General features: G+C 68.6%; 14 protein-coding genes. 9 read left to right on the top strand and 5 right to left on the bottom strand.

Annotated features, from left to right (window positions below; genetic code table 11):
* Window positions 1–257: 257 nt before the first annotated feature.
* Window positions 258–1,037, bottom strand: a complete 780-nt coding sequence (locus tag GobsT_RS28395; RefSeq protein ID WP_010046848.1) for a M90 family metallopeptidase — start codon at window positions 1,035–1,037, stop codon at window positions 258–260.
* 186 nt (window positions 1,038–1,223) lie between these two features.
* Here GobsT_RS28395 and GobsT_RS28390 point away from each other — a divergent pair, with 186 nt between their 5' ends.
* Entirely contained in the window at window positions 1,224–3,056 is a 1,833-nt protein-coding gene (locus GobsT_RS28390; protein ID WP_010046853.1) for a glycoside hydrolase family 15 protein, read from the top strand.
* 251 nt (window positions 3,057–3,307) lie between these two features.
* On the opposite strand, the gene GobsT_RS28385 is transcribed toward GobsT_RS28390, so the two are convergent.
* Window positions 3,308–4,465, bottom strand: coding sequence for an alpha-hydroxy acid oxidase (locus GobsT_RS28385; RefSeq protein WP_010046854.1), 1,158 nt, complete (start codon window positions 4,463–4,465; stop codon window positions 3,308–3,310).
* Window positions 4,466–4,969: 504 nt separating this feature from the next.
* Here GobsT_RS28385 and GobsT_RS28380 point away from each other — a divergent pair.
* From GobsT_RS28380 to GobsT_RS28360, 5 genes are all read left to right on the top strand, one after another.
* The gene (locus GobsT_RS28380; RefSeq protein WP_148087904.1) at window positions 4,970–6,403 is read left to right on the top strand and encodes an APC family permease; all 1,434 of its coding nucleotides are present in this window, start codon (window positions 4,970–4,972) and stop codon (window positions 6,401–6,403) included.
* Window positions 6,400–7,143, top strand: a complete 744-nt coding sequence (locus tag GobsT_RS28375) for a CDP-alcohol phosphatidyltransferase family protein (protein WP_050790375.1) — start codon at window positions 6,400–6,402, stop codon at window positions 7,141–7,143. The genes GobsT_RS28380 and GobsT_RS28375 overlap by 4 nt, the downstream gene beginning before the upstream one ends.
* A 363-nt stretch (window positions 7,144–7,506) precedes the next feature.
* Complete coding sequence (locus GobsT_RS28370) at window positions 7,507–9,906, top strand: PSD1 and planctomycete cytochrome C domain-containing protein (protein WP_010049502.1); 2,400 nt, start codon at window positions 7,507–7,509, stop codon at window positions 9,904–9,906.
* A gap of 34 nt (window positions 9,907–9,940) precedes the next feature.
* Entirely contained in the window at window positions 9,941–11,356 is a 1,416-nt protein-coding gene (locus tag GobsT_RS28365) for a DUF1501 domain-containing protein (protein WP_010049505.1), read from the top strand.
* 96 nt (window positions 11,357–11,452) lie between these two features.
* Window positions 11,453–12,211: an MBL fold metallo-hydrolase gene (locus GobsT_RS28360; protein ID WP_010049507.1), complete on the top strand. Its 759-nt coding sequence runs from the start codon at window positions 11,453–11,455 to the stop codon at window positions 12,209–12,211.
* A gap of 214 nt (window positions 12,212–12,425) precedes the next feature.
* On the opposite strand, the gene GobsT_RS28355 is transcribed toward GobsT_RS28360, so the two are convergent.
* The 3 genes from GobsT_RS28355 to GobsT_RS28345 all read right to left on the bottom strand — a co-directional run bounded on the left by GobsT_RS28355 (window position 12,426) and on the right by GobsT_RS28345 (window position 15,666).
* Window positions 12,426–13,334, bottom strand: a complete 909-nt coding sequence (locus GobsT_RS28355) for a DUF1559 domain-containing protein (protein WP_010046017.1) — start codon at window positions 13,332–13,334, stop codon at window positions 12,426–12,428.
* Between the two features lie 161 nt (window positions 13,335–13,495).
* Entirely contained in the window at window positions 13,496–14,770 is a 1,275-nt protein-coding gene (locus tag GobsT_RS28350; protein ID WP_010046020.1) for a PQQ-dependent sugar dehydrogenase, read from the bottom strand.
* A gap of 302 nt (window positions 14,771–15,072) precedes the next feature.
* On the bottom strand, window positions 15,073–15,666 hold the full coding sequence (locus tag GobsT_RS28345) for a hypothetical protein (protein ID WP_148087903.1): 594 nt from the start codon (window positions 15,664–15,666) through the stop codon (window positions 15,073–15,075).
* Window positions 15,667–16,081: 415 nt separating this feature from the next.
* Here GobsT_RS28345 and GobsT_RS28340 point away from each other — a divergent pair, with 415 nt between their 5' ends.
* The 3 genes from GobsT_RS28340 (at window position 16,082) to GobsT_RS28335 (ending at window position 20,162) form a co-directional block, all read left to right on the top strand.
* Window positions 16,082–17,293, top strand: coding sequence for a hypothetical protein (locus GobsT_RS28340; RefSeq protein ID WP_010046026.1), 1,212 nt, complete (start codon window positions 16,082–16,084; stop codon window positions 17,291–17,293).
* A 257-nt stretch (window positions 17,294–17,550) separates the two neighbouring features.
* A complete protein-coding gene (locus tag GobsT_RS38245; RefSeq protein ID WP_010046028.1) occupies window positions 17,551–18,708 on the top strand; it encodes a hypothetical protein in 1,158 nt (385 codons plus the stop codon).
* Between the two features lie 2 nt (window positions 18,709–18,710).
* Window positions 18,711–20,162, top strand: a complete 1,452-nt coding sequence (locus GobsT_RS28335; protein ID WP_010046032.1) for a leucyl aminopeptidase — start codon at window positions 18,711–18,713, stop codon at window positions 20,160–20,162.
* Window positions 20,163–20,208 lie beyond the last annotated feature (46 nt).

The raw sequence follows: 20,208 nt of genomic DNA, 5'->3' as shown, positions 1-20,208 counted from the left end.
TGTGACACCATGCGGTTCGCGACTCCTCAATCACACAACTTGAAACTTCCGGCGCCGTTCGTCGCGCGAGTCACCTGGATGGACGAGTGGGTCGCGATCCACTCGGTCCCCATCGCCTTTCACGCGATACATGGGGGCGCCCGACGTGGAGAGCACGGGGTGGAGGGGGCCGCTTTGGCCGCGGTACTTCAACCGAGGCCGGTGGTTGTTGGTGTGATACCCAGACCCGGGTTCCGAAATGCGAACCGCGGCCGACGCTACACCGGCCACGCCCACGCGGCCGGATCGAGCCGGTAGTACGCCCCGAGCAACCGGTACAGTTCGGGGTACAAGTTCCGCAGGTCGTACGGGCGGCAAAAAAACGCTTCGGTGAGGTCCGCGAAGAACTCCAACTCGTCGTCCGCGGCGTGCGGGGTGAAGAACAGTTCCGGCTCGTTCGCCTTCACCGCGCGGCGGTGGTCCGCGAACGCGACGCTCATCACGTACTTCCACCGCGCTTCCAGTTCGCGGTCGCCCAGACGGGGGGCACGGCCCGCGAGGCCTTCAGCGAAGTCGAGCTGGTGGGCGAACTCGTGCAGCACCACGTTATACCCGCCCGCCGGGTCGCGGCCCTCGCGCTGAACCTCGTCCCACGCGAGCAGCACCGTCCCGGTGTACACGGCCTGCCCGCTTGAAATGGTGTCCGAGAGGAAATCATCCTCCCAGCCGTCCTCGGGCCGCGGGGTTTGGAACGTGGTCGGGAACACCACCACTTCGCGAACGGAATCGAAGTACTCGTGCTCGCGCCCGAGCAGCAGCAGCGCCGCCTGCGCCGCGATCGTTACCCGCATCTCTTCGCTGACGAACAGCCCGCCGCGCCCGAGCCACTCCTTTTCGGAAAGGAGAATCGTCGTCGCGTCGCGGAGCCGCGCCCGAAGAGGTTCTGGGAGCAGAGCTTCGTGTCCGACGTTCCGTTCGATGATGGCGGCGTAACGAACGGGGAACGCGTTCGCAAGGAGCTTACGCCGCCGCCGGGCGCGGAGCCAGGAGAAGATCATGCCGTCATTCTACGCCGGGCACGCGATCGGAAGGCCGCACGTGATGACTGACGCCGCGAAGCGGGCCGCTTCGCCGGATGTGCGAGCGGTTCGAGCGAACGGTCACGAGCGCGCCGGTGCAACACCCGCGTCGGGCGCGCGAGTTGCTGCACGGCCCCGCACTGCAACATGTCATTGGAGGCCGCCGTGCCGTACCAGCCGATCGAGAACTACGGGGTAATCGGGAACATGCGCACCGCCGCGCTCGTCGGGCTCGACGGGTCGCTCGACTGGCTGTGCCTCCCGCGGTTCGACTCGCCCAGCGTGTTCGGGGCGCTCCTCGACGACCGCAAGGGGGGCTTTTTCCGCATCGCGCCGACCGCCGAGGGCGTGCGGCACAAACAGTACTACTGGCCCGACACCAACATCCTTGTGACCCGGTTCCTGCACCCCGACGGGGTCGCCGAGATCGAGGATTACATGCCGGTCGGCCCGGGCGCCCCGCCCGCCGACCAACTGGTGCGCAGGGCCCGGGTGGTCCGCGGCCGGCTCGCGTTTACAGTAGAATGTCGCCCCGCGTTCGATTACGCGCGGGCGAAACACGAGACCCGAGTGGACGAGTACGGGGTTCGGTTCGACGCCCCCGACCTGTCGCTCGGGCTCGCGTCCTCGGTCCCGCTCCGTCCCGACGGCACCGGCGCGGCCGGGACGTTCACCCTGGACGAGGGCGCGAGCGCCGCGTTCATACTGCGAGTCATTGAGCGGGACGCCCCGTCTGGCTACTGCCCGGGAACCGCCGAGGCCGAGGATCGGTTCCGCGAGACGGTCGCGTTCTGGCAGCGGTGGCTGTCGAAGTGTACCTATCAGGGGCGCTGGCGGGAGGCGGTACACCGGTCGGCGCTAGCGCTCAAGTTGCTCACCTACGAGCCCACCGGCGCCATCGTCGCGGCCCCCACCACCAGCCTGCCGGAAGGGATCGGCGGGACGCGCAACTGGGACTACCGGTACTGCTGGCTCCGGGACGCCGCGTTCACCGTGTACGCGTTCCTGCGGATCGGGTTCACCGACGAGGCGGCCCGGTTCATGGACTGGCTGGCGGCCCGGTGGAAGGAGCACGAGTCCCACTGCGGCGCGCCGCTCCAACTGATGTACGCGGTGGACGGCCGGTCCGACCTGACCGAGTACGAGTTGCCGCACCTGGACGGGTACATGGGGTCCCGGCCGGTGCGGGTCGGCAACGGGGCGCACGGGCAGTTGCAGCTCGACGTGTACGGGGAGCTGATGGACGCGGTCTACCTGCACAACAAGTACGCCCGCCCGGTGAGCTACGACGCCTGGGTGTCGCTGCGCGGGCTGGTGGACTGGGTGGCGGATAACTGGGACCGGCCGGACGAGGGCGTGTGGGAGACGCGCGGGGCGCGCAAGGACCACGTGTACTCGCGGTTCATGTGCTGGGTGGCGCTGGACCGCGGGCTGCGGCTGGCCGACAAGCGGGCCCTGCCGGCGAACCGAGCGAAGTGGCTGGCCGCCCGCGACGCGGTGTACGAGCAGGTGATGGCGAAGGGGTGGAGCGAGACGCGCAAATCGTTCGTGCAATCCTACGGAGCGGACAATCTGGACGCTTCCCTGCTGCTGATGCCGCTCACGTTTTTCATGGCGCCGGACGACCCGCGGATGTTGGCGACGGTGGACGCGATCCGTGCCCCGGCGACGAAGGGCGGGCTGGCGGCGGACGGGCTGGTGTACCGGTACGACTACCGGGCCACGCATGACGGGTTGGACGGGGCCGAGGGGACGTTCAACATGTGCAGCTTCTGGCTGGTGGAAGCGCTGACCCGGGCCGGGCGCACGGACCCGGCCCGGCTGGCCGAGGCCCGACTGCGGTTCGAGCAGATGCTCGGGTACGGCAGCCCGCTGGGGCTGTTCGGCGAGCAGACCGGCACGAGCGGGCAAGCGCTGGGGAACTTCCCGCAGGGGTTCACTCAATTAGCCCTGATCTCGGCGGCGTTCAACCTGGACCGCGCCCTTGACGGCCGGTGAATTTTCGTCACGCCATAAAGATACACCCACTCGGATGTACTCGCGGGAGTCCTGGCCTCGACCGGCAGTACCGGATCGAGTCGGGCGGTGTCGAATTGCGCGACGAGCTTGTGCAGGTGACCGCGCGGCTCCGAGTCGGTGCGGAAGCGAAAAAGCCACCTCTGGTTCGCCCCGCTCGGTGCTGCGGCCCGCCTTGCGGAACAGCAGGTGGCTGGACAATGGTGATCCTGTGAGCGGGCGACCAGCCGGGCCTAATCCGGTTTTCGCAACAGGTGCCGCCGGAAGTCCGCGACGCGGTGGCAGCATACCTGGTCCATCACCTGCTTCAACTGCACTTTCAGCATGGCGATCGCGTGCTGGCCGCCCTCGCGGCCGAGGGCCGCGACCGCGTACATGAACGTCCGCCCCAGGAACGTGAAATCGGCGTCGCACGCCAGAGCCCGTGCGATGTCCGGCCCGGTTCGCAGCCCGCTGTCGATCATGACCCGGAGTTTGCTGCGGTACTTCGCGGCGATCGGCAGCAGCGACCGGATCGTTGACTCGCCCGCGTCCACCTGCCGTCCGCCGTGGTTCGACACGATGATCCCGTCGAGCCCGAGGCGGACCGCGGTCTCCGTGTCCTCCTCGCTCGCGACCCCCTTGAGCACCAAGTTGCCCTTCCAGCGGTCGCGGATCGGGGCGATTTTGGCCTCGTTCAGGCGGCCCGAGAACGTCGCGTTCATGTATGCGCCGAGCTGCTTCATGTTCAGCCCCTTGGGCATGTACTTCGCCATCGTGGCGAAGTGCGGCTTGCCGTGCAGCAGGGTCCGCACCGCCCAGTTCGGCCGGCCGACGATTTGCAGAATGTTCCGGAGGGTCATGCGCGGCGGCATCGCCAGCCCGTTGCGGATGTCGCGCGGGCGGTAGCCGAACGTCGGCACGTCGCACAGCAGCACCAGCGTCTTGCACCCGGCGGCCTCGGCCCGGTTCAAGATGTCGTCGCGGATGGCGTTGTCCGCCGGGTGATAAAGCTGGTACCAGAACCGGCCGCCGGTGATCTCACCGATCCGCTCGATGCTCGCGGTGGTGACGGTGCTGAGGATGAACGGGACGTTGTGTTCGGTCGCCGCCCGCGCGAGGATCTCCGGGGAGCCCGGCCAGATCAGCCCCTGGAGCCCGATCGGGGCGATCCCGAAGGGGGCGTCGTACTCGTGACCGAACAGTTCGGTCTTCAGGACCGGGGCCTCGTGCCGGGTCAGGTAATATGGCTTCAACTCGACTTGCCGCAGATCGTCCGTGTTCTTGAGCAGGTTCACGTCCTCGTTGCACCCGCCGTCGAGGTACTCGAACGCGAAACGTGGGGTCCGCCGCCGCGCGGCCTCGCGCAGGTCGTCGATGCCCGGGTAGCTGGTGTGGTAGCTAAGGTTCATAACTTCGACTATTTGGGTAACACGGATTTCCAGAGGTCGCCCGGCCAAGAACCGACGGGGTAACGTGCGCGGACGCGCGGGGCCACTATCGTGGGTGTATGTCTTCCCGATTCCACAGCCACTCAACCGCTGCACACACGTCGTGCTCGAAAATTGGCGGCGGGCAATTGAAACCTGCCCGCAGCGTTTGGGGGGCACGCGCCGCAAAAGTCCGCGTGGGTTGCGTTCGCTTCGGCGAGTTCGGGAGCGACGGCGGGATGTACTTGTTTATAGGGAGTGTTACGTTGCGAGCCGCGATAGTGTTGGGCAAAAAGCTAAGACCCACGAACCGGTCCATCAGTCCCCGAATTCGCGGACGCCGTTTTAGAACCGGGGCGTACGAATACGCGCCCGCGCGTTCAGCGTAACAGATTTGCTCTGGTTACCCGGCTACCGTCTCCGGACCGAAATCGCTAAACCACTGTGACGACTTACCGCGTTCTCAACGAGCCACTCGCGTTCCGCATGTCCCAATCCGATTCGACCGACGACGACCGCGACCTCGTCCGGGCCGGGTATCGTCCGCTCTTTCGCCGCGGGCTGGGCGGCTTCGCCGCCTTCGCCGCCGGCTTCTCGTACCTGTCGATCCTGACCGGCATCGTACAGAACTTCCACCTCGGGTACCGCGAGGCCGGCCCTGCCTTCTTCTGGACCTGGCCGGTCGTGTTCGCGGGCCAGTTGTGCGTGGCCCTGTGCTTCGCGGAACTGGCCCGCCGGTACCCATATTGCGGCGGGGTGTACGCGTGGGCCGGGCGGGTCGGGGCACCGTCCCTGGGCTGGCTCGTAGGGTGGATCTACCTGGCGTCGCTGGTCGTGACGCTGGCCGCCGTCGCGCTGGCCTGGCAGGTCATGCTCCCGGCCCTGTGGCCCGGGTTCCAGGTGCTCGACACGCCGGCCCGCAACGCCGCCCTTCTTGGCGTCGTGCTGATCGCGCTCAGCACGTTTCTCAACGTGCGCGGAACGCGGCTGCTCGCGCGAGTAATGGCCGCCGGCGTGGTGGTGGAACTGATCGCCGCGGTGGCGCTCATCGCCCTGCTTTGCGGGCACGCCGTTCGTGGGCCGGGCGTGGTGCTCGAGGCCCGGGCGAGTGCCCCGGGCGGCGGCCTCGGGCCGTTCCTCGCCGCCGCGGTGATGGCGGCGTACGTGATGTACGGGTTCGACACGGCGGGCAGCCTGGCCGAAGAAACGGTTGACCCGCGGCGGCGGGCGCCGCGGGCCATCCTCCAGGCCCTGCTCGCGGCGGCGGCGCTCGGCGCGCTGCTCTTGATCGGTGCGCTGACCAGCGCACCGGACCTCACCGATCCGCTGCTGTCTGACGGGGCGGGCGGGTTGCCGTACCTGATTAAGGGCGTGCTGGGTGACGCGCTGGGGACAGTGTTCGTTGCCGCCGCCGCCCTCGCGGTGTTCGTGTGTACGCTGGCGGTCCACGCGCTCGCGGCCCGCACCCTGTTCGCGATGGCCCGCGACGGTGCCACCCCGTTCGCGGGGCGGCTGAGCCGCGTGCATCCGGAACACCGAACCCCGCACACCGCCGCGGCCGCTGTTGGCGTCCTGGGCTGTGCCCTTCTGGCGTTCAACTCGGGGTACGAGCAACTGATGACGGCCCTGGTGTGCGTCAGCATCGTCTGGACCAACCTGGCCTACCTGCTCACGACCGGGGCGCTGCTGGTGGAGCGGCTCCGCAGCGGCCCGACGCCCGATTCGTTCCTGGGCCGCTGCGGGACGCCGGTGAACGCGCTCGCGGTCGTCTGGGGGGCCGCGCTGGTGGTGAACATCGGCTGGCCGCGCGAACAGTTGTACGGCCCGGAGTGGTACCAGCGTTACGGCGCGGCCCTCTACACCGGCGCCTTGTTGATCGCGGGCGCCGTCGTCTACCGAACGGTGCGGAGGAGCGCATGAACCCGACATCGGCGGTCTCACCCGCGCGGAAGTGCCTGGGCTGGGCGGTGCACGCGTACACGGCCTCCGGGCTGATACTCGCGGCATGGATCGCGGCGCTGCTGCTCCAACCCGACCGCACGGCCGACACGTACCGGATGTGTTTCCTGCTCATGCTCGTGGCCGTGGTGGTCGACGCCACGGACGGCACCCTGGCCCGCGCGGTCCGCATCCGGGAGGCGGTCCCGGGGTTCGACGGGCGGCGCCTGGACGACCTGGTCGACTTCCTCTTGTACACGTGCCTGCCGCTGGTGTTGATCGACCGGGCCGGGTTGCTTCCAGAGGGCTACCGGGCGGTGCTCGTCGCGGCCCTGGTGGCCAGCGCGTACGGGTTCTGCCAGGCGGACATCAAGACCGTGGACGGCGCGTTCCTTGGGTTCCCGTCGTACTGGAACATCGTCGCGTTCTACCTGTACGCGCTGCCGGTCACGGGCACGTGGGCGGTGGCACTGATCGCGGTCCTGGCGGCGCTGACGTTCGTGCCGAGCCGGTACGCGTACCCGACGCAGCCGGGGCTCGGGAACCGGGTGCTGCTGGCGCTCAGCGTGCCGTGGGCGCTATTGCTTTTGGCCGTTCTGGCCTCCGATTGGGGCGACGGGCCGCCGCGCGTACTGGTGGGCGCGTCGCTGCTGTACCCGGCGCTGTACCTGGGCTCGGCCTGGGTGCTGTCGCTCCGACGGGGCACGGCTCGTACCTCGTAACGGTCCGTCGGCGGCTCCGGTTTCTGGGTAGCCCCAGAAAATGCGTGGCGGAATGAGGCCTGCTCTGGGCGGCGCTGCCGGCCCGAGCAGAGGGATGTCTCGGCGACGCTCGGTGAAGCCCGGGACGATTTTGAGGAATAACAGGATCTCCGACTGATCGGCCCCGATCCCGTTCTTCCTGTCAATCCTGTCAAAAGCGGTCTTCGCGAGCCCAAGGCCCGCGTGGGCCGGCACGAAACCACGAACGTCGTCCATTTCTGCTCAGTTCTCACAACATCAACTGGGCTCTGGATTCGTTCATCCGGACGTGTTAGGCTGTGTGTTCCGCCGACCAAGCCTCTCCGCCGAACCAACACACCGCTCATGCACACCGCTTCGACTTCCGCGGCCGCGCTACTGGTTTGGGGTGGGCTGTTGTTCGCGCCCGCCGCGGCAGGCGCCGCGCCGCCCGACGACTCCGCGCACTTCGAGAAGAAGGTGCGCCCGGTGCTGGTCGAGAGGTGCGTGTCGTGCCACGGCCCCGAGAAGCAAAAGGGGGGGCTGCGCGTGGACTCGCGCGCCGCGCTGCTCCAGGGCGGCGACAGCGGGCCGTCGCTCGTGCCCGGCAAGCCGAACGAGAGCCTGCTGACGCGCGTGCTCGCGCACGACGGCGAGCTGAAGATGCCGCCGAAGAACAAGCTCCCCGCGCCCGAGATCGCGGCGCTCAAGGAGTGGGTGCAGGCCGGCGCGCCGTGGCCCGACTCCCCGTCCGCCCCCGCGGCGCCCGCGAAGGGCGGTGAGCGCGTCATCACCGCCGAAGAGAAGGCGTTCTGGGCGTTCCAACCGGTCGAACGGCCCGCCGCGCCACCGGTCCGGAACCCGAAGGTCGAAATCCGGAACGACATCGACCGGTTCCTGCTCGCGCGGCTCGAGCGGGAAGGGCTGTCGTTCGCGCCGCCCACCGACAAGCGCACGCTGCTGCGCCGGATCACGTTCGACCTCACCGGCCTCCCGCCCACGGCGGCCGAGATCGACGCCTTCCTCGCCGACGGCGCCCCGGACGCTTACGAGAAGGTGGTGGACCGGCTCCTCGCGTCGCCGGCCTACGGCGAGAAGTGGGGCCGCCGGTGGCTCGACGTGGCCCGCTACGCCGACAGCAACGGGATGGACGAGAACCTCGCCTACGTGAACGCGTGGCGCTACCGCGATTACGTGATCCGGAGCGTCAACGCGGACAAGCCCTACGACCAGTTCGTCAAGGAGCAGATCGCCGGCGACCTGATGCCGGGCGGGTCCGAGACCGAGCGCGCCGACCGCCTCACCGCCACCGGGTTCCTGGTCATCGGCCCCAAGATGCTCGCCGAAGACGACCCGATGAAGATGCGGATGGACATCCTCGACGAGCAGCTCGACACCCTCGGTCAGGCGTTCATGGGGCTCACGCTCGGCTGCGCCCGGTGCCACGACCACAAATTCGACCCGATCACGGCCGCCGACTATTACGCGCTCGGGGGTATGTTCTACTCGACCAAGACGATGAAGAACCACACCGTCGTTGCCGCGTGGAACGAGCGGTCCCTGGCGTCGCCGGAAGCCACCGCGCTGCTGACCGAGCACGAGCGCACGGTGGCCGCCGCCCGCGCCCAGCTTGCGGGCGCGCAGAAGGGCGGGTTCACGGCGGTCGGCGGGTTCGCGGGGCCGGCGCTGGTCCGCCAGTTCCGCGCGAAGGTCGCGGCAGCGGAGAAGGCGAAGCCCGCGGTCCCGGAGGCGATGGCGGTGGAAGACGCGAAGGGCGAGAACCTCCGCGTACACCTCCGCGGCAACCACACGACGCTCGGGGCCGAGGTGCCGCGGCGGTTCCCGCGCGTCCTCGGCGGGGACAAGGCGCTCGACCTGGGGGCGGCCCGCAGCGGCCGGCTGGAACTCGCCGAGTGGCTCGCGCGCCCCGAACACCCGCTCACGGCCCGCGTGATGGTGAACCGCATCTGGGCCGGGCACTTCGGCGCCGGTCTCGTCCGCAGCACCGACAACTTTGGCCGGCTCGGCGACCGCCCCACGCACCCCGAACTGCTCGACTGGCTCGCCAGCGAGTTCACCGGCGCGAAGTGGTCGGTGAAGCACCTGCACCGGCTCATCGTGACTTCGACCGCCTACCGGATGAGCACCCGGCCCGACCCGGCGGTGGCGGTGAAAGACCCGGACAACAAGCTGCTATCGCACTTCAGCCGGCGGCGGCTGGACGCCGAAGAGGTGCGCGACGGGATGCTCGCCGCGGCGGGGCTCCTGGACCGCACCGCGGGCGGCTCGCTGCTGAAGGCGAACCCGCGGCAGTACATCAACAGCACCGCCCCCGGGGCCTACAACGGGTTCGCGCAGCCGCGCCGCTCGGTCTACCTGCCGGTGATCCGCAGCGGCGTGTACGACGTGCTCCAGACGCTCGACTTCCCGGACCCGTCGGTCCCGAGCGGCCAGCGCGTCGCGACCACCATCCCGACGCAGGCGCTGTTCATGCTGAACGGGGCGCTCGCGGACCAGACCGCGGAGGCGCTGGCGAAGGCCGCGCTGGCCGTTTCGGGCGACGACGCGGCCCGGGTGCGCGAAGCGTACCAGCGGGTCTACGGCCGCGCCCCTACGACCGCGGAAGTGGAGAAAGTGCTGGCCTACCTCCAGAAGTCGCTCGAAGCCGCCGACGCAAAGCTGGCACCCGACGCGCGGACGCTCCGGGCGTGGCGCGGGCTGTGCCGCGTGCTGCTCGCGTCCAACGAGTTCGTGTTCGTGGAATGAAGACGAAGATCCCACCTTGCGCGAGGAACCGACCATGCGTCCGAACCTGACCGCGCTCGCCACCCGGCGCGAGATGCTCCGCTCCACCGCCCTGGGGTTCGGCTGGCTCGCGCTCGCCGACCTCCTCGCGACAGAAAGCCGCGCCGCGGAAACCGGTCGGTCCGGGCGCCCGGACCCGCTGGCGCTGAAGAAGCCGCACTTCGAGCCGAAGGCGAAGCGGGTCATCTTCCTGTTCATGCACGGCGGCCCGAGTCAGGTCGACACGTTCGACTACAAGCCCAAACTGGCCGAGCACGACGGCAAGCCGCTCCCGTTCGCCAAGCCGCGGGTGGTGTCGGGGCCGACGGGCAACCTCCTGAAGTCGCCGTTCGCGTTCAAGCAGTACGGGCAAAGCGGGGCGTGGGTGTCCGAGCTGTTCCCGCACATCGGGAGCAAGGCCGACGAGCTGTGCTTCATCAAGTCCATGCACGGGTCGAACTCGCGGCACGGCGGGGCGCTGCTCGAACTGCACACCGGGTCCGACACGTTCGTGCGCCCGAGCATGGGGTCGTGGGTCACCTACGGGTTGGGCACGGAGAACCGCGACCTGCCGGGGTACCTCACCATCTGCCCCACGCTGTCGCATGGCGGCGTGAACAACTACTCGTCGGCGTTCCTGCCGGCCGCGTACCAGGCGACACCGCTGGGCAGCGCGGGCGCGCCGATCAACCAGGTGACCGTGCCCTTTGTGAAGGGGACCACGCCCGCGGCTCAGCAGCGGCTGGAACTGGACCTGCTCGCGGGCCTCGAGAGCGAGCGCGCGGGCGGGGCCGACGCCGCGACCGACGGCCGGCTCCAGTCGTTCGAGATGGCCTTCCGGATGCAGAACACCGCGCCGGCGGTGCAGGACCTGTCGAAGGAATCGGCCGAAACGCTGAAGCTTTACGGCATCGACGACAAGGTGACGGAGAGCTTCGGCCGGCAGTGCCTGATGGCCCGCCGGTACTCGGAAGCCGGGGTGCGGTTCGTGCAGTGCAGCCACAGCTACAAGTGGGACCAGCACGAGAACCTGAAGAAGGACCACACGAGCAACGCCCGCGAGGTGGACAAGCCGATCGCGGGGCTGCTCACGGACCTGAAGGCGCGGGGGCTGTTGAAGGACACACTGGTGATCTGGGCCGGCGAGTTCGGCCGCACCCCGGTGGCCCAGGGGAAGGACGGCCGGGACCACAACCCGCACGCGTTCACCATCTTCCTGGCCGGCGGCGGGGTGAAGGCCGGGTTCTCGCTCGGCGCGACCGACGAGTACGGCTACTACGCGACCGAGGACAAGGTCCACATCCACGACTTGCACGCGACGATCCTGCACCTGCTCGGGTTGAACCACGAGAAGCTCACGTACAAGCACGCCGGCCGCGACTTCCGGCTCACCGACGTTCACGGCAACGTGGTGAAAGAGATCATCGCGTAGCTCGTTGGCGCGGTTCCGGGGGGCGTGCACTTCGGCCCGTCGGTCGTGGGATGTGCCGGGCGGACGCGCGCGACCTTCGGAACCGGGCGGGCGTCCATGACGCGAATCCATCATCTGAACTGTGGCACGTTGCGCGCGCCGCCGAACCCGGCCGCGTCCTGTCACTGCTTGCTACTGGAAGACGCGAACGGCCTTGCGCTCGTGGACACCGGGATTGGCCTGCACGACGTGCGTGATCCACTGGGACGCGTCGGGCGGGTGCTCATTGACGCCGCCGGGTTCCAGTTTCACGAGGATCAGACGGCGGCGCGGCGGATCGAATCGCTCGGGTTCCGCACCGCCGACGTGAATCACATCGTTCTCACACACGCCGACCCGGACCACACCGGCGGTCTCGCCGATTTCCCGCACGCCCAGGTCCATATCTCGGTCGAAGAGCACGCGGCAGTTGCCAACGCCTACTGGCGTTACGTTCCGGCTCACTTCGCGCACGGTGTCGACTGGAAACTGCACTCGGCTCCCGGGATGAATTGGTTTGGGTTGGACGCACGGCCCGTCTCGCCCGGGTTCGCTTCAGAAGTACTGCTCGTACCCCTGTTCGGACACACCGTTGGGCACTGCGGAGTTGCGGTACGACAGGGCACGCGGTGGGTGCTACACGTCGGGGATGCGTACTACCTTCGCGTCGAACTGGAACGCGACGATCACCCGGTGTCGGCGCTGACCGCTCAGCGGGCCGACGACAACGTCCGGCGGATCGAAAGTTTAGCTCACCTGCGGCGTCTCGCCCGCGACCACTCCGCCGAGATCGATCTGTTCGGCTACCACGACTTCACCGAGTTTCCGTCGGCGTAGCGGACCGAACCGATCGTTTCGAGTGCTGCGAAAGCGCGTGATGCTGCCGAGCCTGCCTGCCCTGGGACCGCGGACGTCCCGTCCGCCGGTTAGCACGTGTGGTCGCGTCACGAACGTCCGGTGAGCGACTCCATCCCCGAAGCAGCGGACGGGACGTCCGCGGTCCCAGGGCGGGCAAGCGCCGAGTAAGGCCCTGGGCCATCGTGAGTCAATGTCACTCCGCGACCACCTCGCCGCCGGAACGGGTCGCCAGTGCTTGCCACGTTTCCGGCGCGACGGCGTCACGCGCGAACCGAACGCCGCCGTCGCAGAAGAGCACGTTCACCCCGCCGCCGTGACCGCTCCGGGCCGCCATGCGGCCTTTCTGTTGGGTCGCGTTCAAGCAGTCGAACCCGGCGGGGTTCGGCGGGGTCGCGTGGTTGTACAGCGTGTTGCCGTAGTTGCCCAAGATCCACTTCGCGCCGCGATCGGTGTTCCACGTGCCCGCGGACGGCTGGCACGTGGCCGCGGTCGCGTCCCCCGAGCCGGGGAGTTCCAGCATCACCTTTCGCGGATCGTTTACGCCCGGTGCGCCGTCGCCCAGGAAACGCTCCGAAAACGCGGCGGTGCTCGACGTGCCGTCGGTGATGTCTTCCAGGCGCACCGCGGAGCCCAGGAAGAACACCCCGTCCGCACCGGTGAGCGAACCGGAGTTTGCCCCGCTACCTGCGCACGCCGCGTACGTGGTTCCGGCGTAGGCCGACCCCGGAACGCGCCCCGCAACCGGGTCGGAGGGGCACACGAAGACGCGCACGAGTGTGGTGGCGGCCGGGTAGTTGCGTGCCCCGTCGTAAACGGTGGACGGCGGGACGGTGAACGTGGTCGGCGGGCTTGCGAGGTCGATGAGATCGCGGAGGTTGTCCTGCTCCAGGTGCGGAAGCAGGTAGGCGTGCGGCGAGAACACCCGCGGGGTGGGGGCGCCGCGCCCGGCCGGGAGGCGACCGGCGGTGCCGTGGTAGTTGTGGAGCGCGAGCCCGATTTGCTTGAGGTTGTTTTGACACCTCATGCGGGCCGCCGCCTCGCGCACCTTCTGAACGGCGGGCAGCAGTAATCCGATGAGGATCGCGATGATCGCGATCACCACCAGCAACTCAATCAGTGTAAATGCGGACCGCTCGTTTCGCCGGGGCGCGGGCCTCTGGGCCGCGCCGCTTCGCGCATCGTGCCAGTCATGAATTGATCGCAAAGCGGCGCCACGCGCGGGGCCGCGCGGCCCAGAGGCCCACGCTCCAGAAAGGCAGTGCGTCACTTCTTCTCCGGGGCGACGCGCCAGATCTTGTTGGTCACGTCGTCGGTGACGAGCAGCGCCCCGTCCGGCGCCACGCACACGCACACCGGGCGGCCGTACACCTCGTCGTCGTTGGCGATGAAGCCGGTCAGGAAGTCTTCCATCTCGCCCGAGGGCTTGCCGTCCTTGAACGGCACAAACCCCACCTTGTACCCCGCAAACTTCGACCGGTTCCACGACCCGCGCTGGCCCACGAACGCGCCGCCGCGGTACTTGTCGGGGAACGCCGCCCCGGTGTAGAAGCACAGCCCCAGCGAGGCGGTGTGCGAGCCGACCGCCACGTCCGGCGCCACCGCTTTCGCCACGAGGTCCGGGCGCTCGCCCTTGCGCCGCGGGTCCTCGGTTTTGCCGTAGTAGCTGTACGGCCAGCCGTAGAACCCGCCGTCCTTCACGGACGTGATGTAATCCGGGACCAGTTCGTCACCCAGTTCGTCGCGCTCGTTGACGGCGGTCCACAGGGCCTTCGTCCGCGGTTCCCACGCCATTCCCACCGGGTTCCGCAGACCGGCCGCGAAGACGCGCAGCCCGGTGCCGTCGGGGTTCACTTCGAGGATGTTGGCGCGGAGCGCCTCCTCCTTCATCCCCTTCTCGCCCACGTTCGACGCCGACCCGACCGACACGTACAGCTTCGAGCCGTCCGCGTTCGCGAGCAGGTTCCGCGTCCAGTGGTTGTTGTAGCCGCCGAGCGGCAGGTGCAGGATCGGCGTCCCCTTCGCCTCGATCTTGGTTTCGCCCGGTTTGTACGGGAACTTCACCACGCCGTCCGTGTTCGCGACGAACAGCGTCTCGCCGATCAGCGCCATGCCGAGCGGCTGGTTGAGCCCGATGAGAAACGTCTCGCGTTTTTCAGGCTTACCGTCCTTGTCGGCGTCGCGCAGCAGCGTGACGCGGTTGGCCGAAGTTCCCGTCACCGTCTTCGACTTCTTCATCCCCTCCTTTTCTTCGGGCTTCGGGTTCGGCTTCGGCAGCGTTCGGGCCTCAGCGACCAAGAGGTCGCCGTTCGGCAGCGCGTACAGCCACCGCGGGCTGTCGAACCCGTCCGCGTAGAGGGTTACGGTGAAACCCGGCGGGGCGGTCGGCGTTTTCCCGGTCGGCCAGTCGATCACCTTCGGGTGCTTCGTGACCGATTTCGTCTCGAAGGGCGGCGGTAGCTGGGGCGGCTGCGTCGGATCTGCCGCCAGCACGATCGCGCCAGAGGAGAACGTGGCGATGAAAAGTGAGAGTGTTCGCATCAGTTGGGCTGTCAGTTGAGGGCGCGAGGAACGGGCGGTCGCGCGTGTGCGCATGACCGTGCTCGGCGCGGCCGGCTCCACGTGTCCGGAAACCGGCGAGCGTAATGACGCAAGCCGCGTGCCGGGCGGAGCGCAGACGTTTCAAGTTCCCGAGACGTGATGAGACCGACGGCAGGCGAACTGCTCGGCGTTGAACTCGCGTGAGCGGCCCAACGCCGAACGATCTAACGTGACATTCGTAACTTCAAGCTCGTCAACAGACGAGGCACCCTCTCGGCGCCCGGGGTGCAACCGGGCGCAATTCATAGTTCGGTTTCGGACCCGAGAATTTCGGCCACGAGGTCCAACCGCCGGAGAAACACATCGACCCCGCCGCACGCCCGAATGGCCTCGGCAACGGTCCGCGCATTCGACACCCCGCCGCACAGTTGAGCCGTCTTGTTAACCTGTCCGATCACGCGGAATAGAACCGCCTCGTCGGGCGCGGCGGGCTTCGGTTCCGCCGTCGCGCGGGCCGCGGTCGGCACGGGCTTCGCGCCGAGCACGTCGCGGCGGGTGGTCCGGATGGCCTCGCGGATAGCGGTGTCGCTCTTCGTCACCCCCCGAGCCTTGACCTTGGCGAGAACGTCGTCGTTCGAGAGCGTCGGGTCTGCGGTCAGCAGCTCACGGGCGATCGAGTAGGGAGACTTGGAGGCGGCAGGGGCGCTTTTGACTTTGCTCTTGCTCCGCTTGCGCAGTTCGCTCCGGGTGTTGTTGACCGCGCGGCGAATGTCCGCGTCGGGCTTGGACACGCCCTGAGCCTTCACCCGGCTGAGGATGTCGTCGGTCGGGAGGTCAATGTTCTCGGTTAACAGTCCGCGCACAATGGTGTAAATCGATGGCACTTGAGTAGACACGGCGGATACTCCGGTACGCGCCGGTCCGTGGCGTTGAAGAAGCGAGATGAATTATTGTGCACCGCTCCCGCAACCGCGCCAACTAGTACCAGGTGGTTGGGTAAACTTTTCAGGTCGGGTGGTTCGGGTCGCGCAGGCAAAAAGCTCTTGCGGCGCGCGCCCAACCGGGCCAACCACGTAAGCGCCATCATGCCCCCGGTCGACTGCCGGGTGGGCACCCCGGGAACCACCGACATTCTGAAGTGCCGCCGACCCAACCGCAGAAAGTGCAGGCTGGTGGGACGGCGGCTGGTCTTGCTGGAGAGCGGTCTAACGTCGTGATATTCCGGCGGCCCCACGACATTGCGCGTTTGGCAACCGCGGGCGAATCGAAATAATGGCGGTATCGCACCGGCCCACCGCTGGAGACCCCACAATGCTGTTCCGCTGCCTCTTACCGGTCGCCCTCGTGGCGGTCGCGTGTCTGGACTTCGCCGCGCCCGCCGCGGCGTGCCCGGGGTGCGGGCCGCCCTCCGGACAAACCCTCACCACCGAGGTCTCCCAGGCGGACTTCATCCTTTACGGCACGCTCGACAACGCGAAGCCCGACCCGAAGGAGCCGGGTTCCTCGAAGGGCAGCACCGACATGGTGATCGACGCCGTCGTGAAGGAGCACGCGCTGGTCAAGGACAAGAAGGTGTTCACCATCCCGCGGTACGTGCCGCCGGACCAGAAGCCGTCCAAGTACATGGTGTTCTTCAACGTCGTCAACGGCGACGTGGACCCGTACCGCGGCGTGATCGTGGGCACGGACAGCAAGCTGCCCGAGTACGTGAAGGGCGCGCTGGCGGTGAAGGGGAAGGACGCCGTCGCCCGGCTGCGGTACTTCTTCGACTACCTCGAGTCGCCCGAGATCGAGATCAGCGGCGACGCCTACAACGAGTTCGCGGTCGCCGAGTACAAGGAGGTGGCCGAACTCGCCCCGAAGCTCCCGACCGACACCCTCCTGAAGTGGCTGCGCGACCCGAGCACCCGGGCGTCGCGGTTCGGGCTGTACGGGCTGCTCCTGGGCCACGCGCCCAAGGACCGGCCGGCCCTGGCGAGCGAGGTGCGCAAGCTCCTCGACGCCCCGGACGGCAAGTTCAGCAGCGGTCTCGACGGGCTGCTGATGGGCTACCTGCTGCTCGACCCGAAGGCCGGGTACGAGTACCTGATGAAGCTCGTCGCCGACCCCTCGAACGTGTTCCTGGTGAAGCACTCGGGGCTGAAGACGCTGCGGTTCTTCTGGGAGTACCGCCCCGACGTGCTGACCCGGAAGCAGATTTTGGACGGCATGACGACGCTCGTCACGCACGCGGACCTCGCGGACATGCCGATCGACGACCTGCGCAAGTGGAAGGCGTGGGAGATGACCGGCGAGGTGCTGAAGTACGCCGACAAGGAAACGCACAACACGCTGCCGATCAACAACCGGGCGATCCTGAAGTTCGCGCTGGCCGCGAGCTGGGCCGACCCGAAGAACGCCGCCGCGACCGCCCACGTCGAGAAGGTGCGCAAAGACAACCCCGAGCGCGTGAAGCTGATGGAGGAACTGCTCAAAGACGACATGAAGCTGACGCCGCAGCCGACCGCCCCGCCAACGAAGTGACCCGCCGGCGCGGCGCCTTTCTTAGGAGCGCGGGCATCTTGCCCGCCTCCATAGCCCTCTCGCATCGCTACGCGGTCGTTCGCCGCACTCAGAGCCGCCAGGGCCACGATCCCAGCAGCGGCCCCTTTCGGTCAGCACCGTCTTTGACCCGCCGATCCGATGGTTGGCGGGCTCGCGCCGGCCAATCGCCCGGACTCGCCTTCCCTCGTTACGTGCGGCCGGTGTATCACAGTGCCGTCACGTTCGAGGGACACGCCATGTTTCGCGTCGCCGCTCTCACCGCGCTGGTTCTGGCCGTCGGCCCGGCGCCCGCGCCCGCCTGCACCTTCTGCGGCGACAACGTCCGCGCGAAGCCCACGCTCCGGATGCAGTACGCGCAGGCGAGCGCCGTGTTGCACGGGAAGCTCGCCAACCCGCGGTTCGACCCCAAAACCGACGAAGGGTTCACCGACCTCCACGTCGGGGCGGCGCTGAAGGACGCCCCGGCCCGCGGGAACCAGAACGTGCTCACCCTTCGGGGCTATTTGCCGGTCGTGGGCGACACGCCGAGCGAGTACCTCGTGTTCTGCACGGCCAAAGACGGCAAGCTCGACGTGACCGCGGGCGTGGCAGCGCCGGCCGCGGTGGTCGCGTACCTCACGGGGGCCGCCAAACTGGCCGAAAACGACCCGACCGCCCGGCTCGCGTACTACTTCCCGCACCTGAGCTCCCCGGACGCCACCGTCGCGGCCGACGCGTTCGTGGAGTTCGCTCGGGCGGCGGATGCGGACATCGCCAGGGCGGCCAAGCACTTTTCCCCCGAAGCCCTCCGCAAGCTGATCGGCGACGAGAAGACGCCCACCGAGCGGCTCGGGGTGTTCGCGTTCCTCCTGGGCGTGTCCGGCGGCCCGGCCGACGCCGCGTTCCTTGAGAAGCTGCTGAAACAGCAACCGCTGTCCGCGCGCGCCCGCGAGTCCTTCGGCGGGCTGCTCGCGGGGTACGTTCTGCTCGACCCGAAGGGCGGGTGGGCGCTGGCGCAGAGCGTCCTCGCGGACACGGAGCGGCCGTACTCCGTTCGGCTCTCCAGCCTGGGCGCGGTGCGGTTCTTCCAGGCCGCCCGGGGTGCCGAGTGCAAGGCGGAGGTGCTGAAGTGTTGTGCGGCCCTCCTGCCCGACGGCGACTTCGCGGACCAAGCGATTGATGATTTGCGGCGCTGGGGCTGGTGGGACCTGAGCGCGGAGGTGTTCGCGCAGTTCGCCAAGCCGACGCACGCGGCCCCGATCGTCAGGCGGGGCATCGTTCGCTATGCTCTTTCGTGTCCCAACGACGACGCCAAAAAGTTCGTCGCGGCCGTGCGCCAGAGCGACCCGAAGCTGGTCGCCGCGGTCGAGGAGATGCTGAAGCTGTACGACCCCGTCACCCCGTCGAAGAAGTAGCCGTGCTCAACCTGCCTCAAACGCAGTTCGAAGTTTCCGCCGAACCGCTCACCGCCGTCCGGGCCGACTGGCTGGTGCTCGGGGTGTGGCTGGACCAACCATACTCCGGCCCGGGTGCGGAACTGGTCTCCAAGTTCCGCGAGGGCGGCGACTTCGGCGCCAAGCACCTCGAACTGGTCCCGGTGCTGAACCCGACCGGCGTCGCGGCCGCGCGGGTGCTGTTCGTGGGCTTGGGCAAGCGTGCCGACGTGAAACGCGCCACCCTTCACGATGCCGCGGCAGCCGCGGCGCGTCATATCACCGCGAAGAAGTTCGCGACGGTCGCGGTCGCGGTGCCCGATCCCGAGTTCACGCTCGCGGTCGGCGTGGGGCTGGCGCAGGGCAGCCAGGGGCCGGGCATCCGGAAGGGCACGCCCACGCGGTTCGCGCCGGAGCGGTTCGTGCTGGTCGGCGGCGCGGCGGACGAGCTGCCGCGGGTGCGTGCGGAGGCCCGGGCGCTGTGGCTTGCGCGCGAGCTGGTGAACACGCCGCCGCGCGAGCTGTACCCCGAGACGTTCGCGGTCGCGGCGGCCGGCGCCGGCCGCGCCGCCGGCTTCGAGGTGGAGGTGTGGGATGAGTCCCGGATCGCGGCGGAGCGGATGGGCTCGCTGCTGGGTGTCGCGGAGGGCTCGGCGCGGCCGGCGCGGCTCGCGGTCCTGCGGTACACCGGGAACCCGGGCGGCCCGGTTCTGGGGCTGGTCGGGAAGGGCGTGACGTTCGACAGCGGCGGGCTTTCGCTGAAGCCCTCCGACGGCATGGTGGACATGAAGTGCGACATGGCCGGCGCGGCGGCGGTGCTTGCCGGCGTCCAGGCGGTCGCGGAACTGAAGCTGCCGGTGAACCTGTTCGGCGTGCTGGCGCTGGTAGAGAACATGCCGAGCGGCACCGCGCTGAAGCTCGGCGACGTGCTCACCGCCCGCAACGGCAAGACCATTGAGGTTCTGAACACCGACGCCGAAGGGCGGCTGATCCTCGCGGACGCGCTGTGCCTCGCGGCGGAGCACACGAAGTTCCTGGTCAACTTCGCCACCCTGACGGGCGCGTGTATGGTCGCTCTCGGGACCGAAACGAGCGGCCTGATGACGAACAACGACGCCTGGGGCGAGCAGATCCTGGGCGCGGTGGCTAAAGCCGGCGAACGCGCCTGGAAGCTGCCGATGGACGCGAGCTACGACGGGCTCATCAAGAGCAAGGTCGCGGACATGCGGAACACCGGCGGTGGGCGGTGGGCCGGGGCGATCGCGGGCGGGAAGTTCCTGGAGCAGTTCGTCGGCGACGCGAAGTGGGCGCACCTCGACATCGCCGGCCCCTCGTTCGCCGAGGGCGAGTCGGCCGCCCAGGACGCCGGCGGCACCGGGTGCATGGTGCGGAGCATCGTCGAAATGGCCCGCGCCTTTGGCGAGCGGGGGGCGTGAGCCCCCCGAGTGCGACGCCGGTGCGATTCTGGGGTCTGAAGGTATT

Origin of the sequence: Gemmata obscuriglobus (assembly GCF_008065095.1) — a bacterium.
GTDB classification, from domain to species: Bacteria; Planctomycetota; Planctomycetia; order Gemmatales; family Gemmataceae; genus Gemmata; species Gemmata obscuriglobus.
Note: the sequence above shows the minus strand (reverse complement) of the source record. Positions and strands in the feature narration are given on the sequence as shown.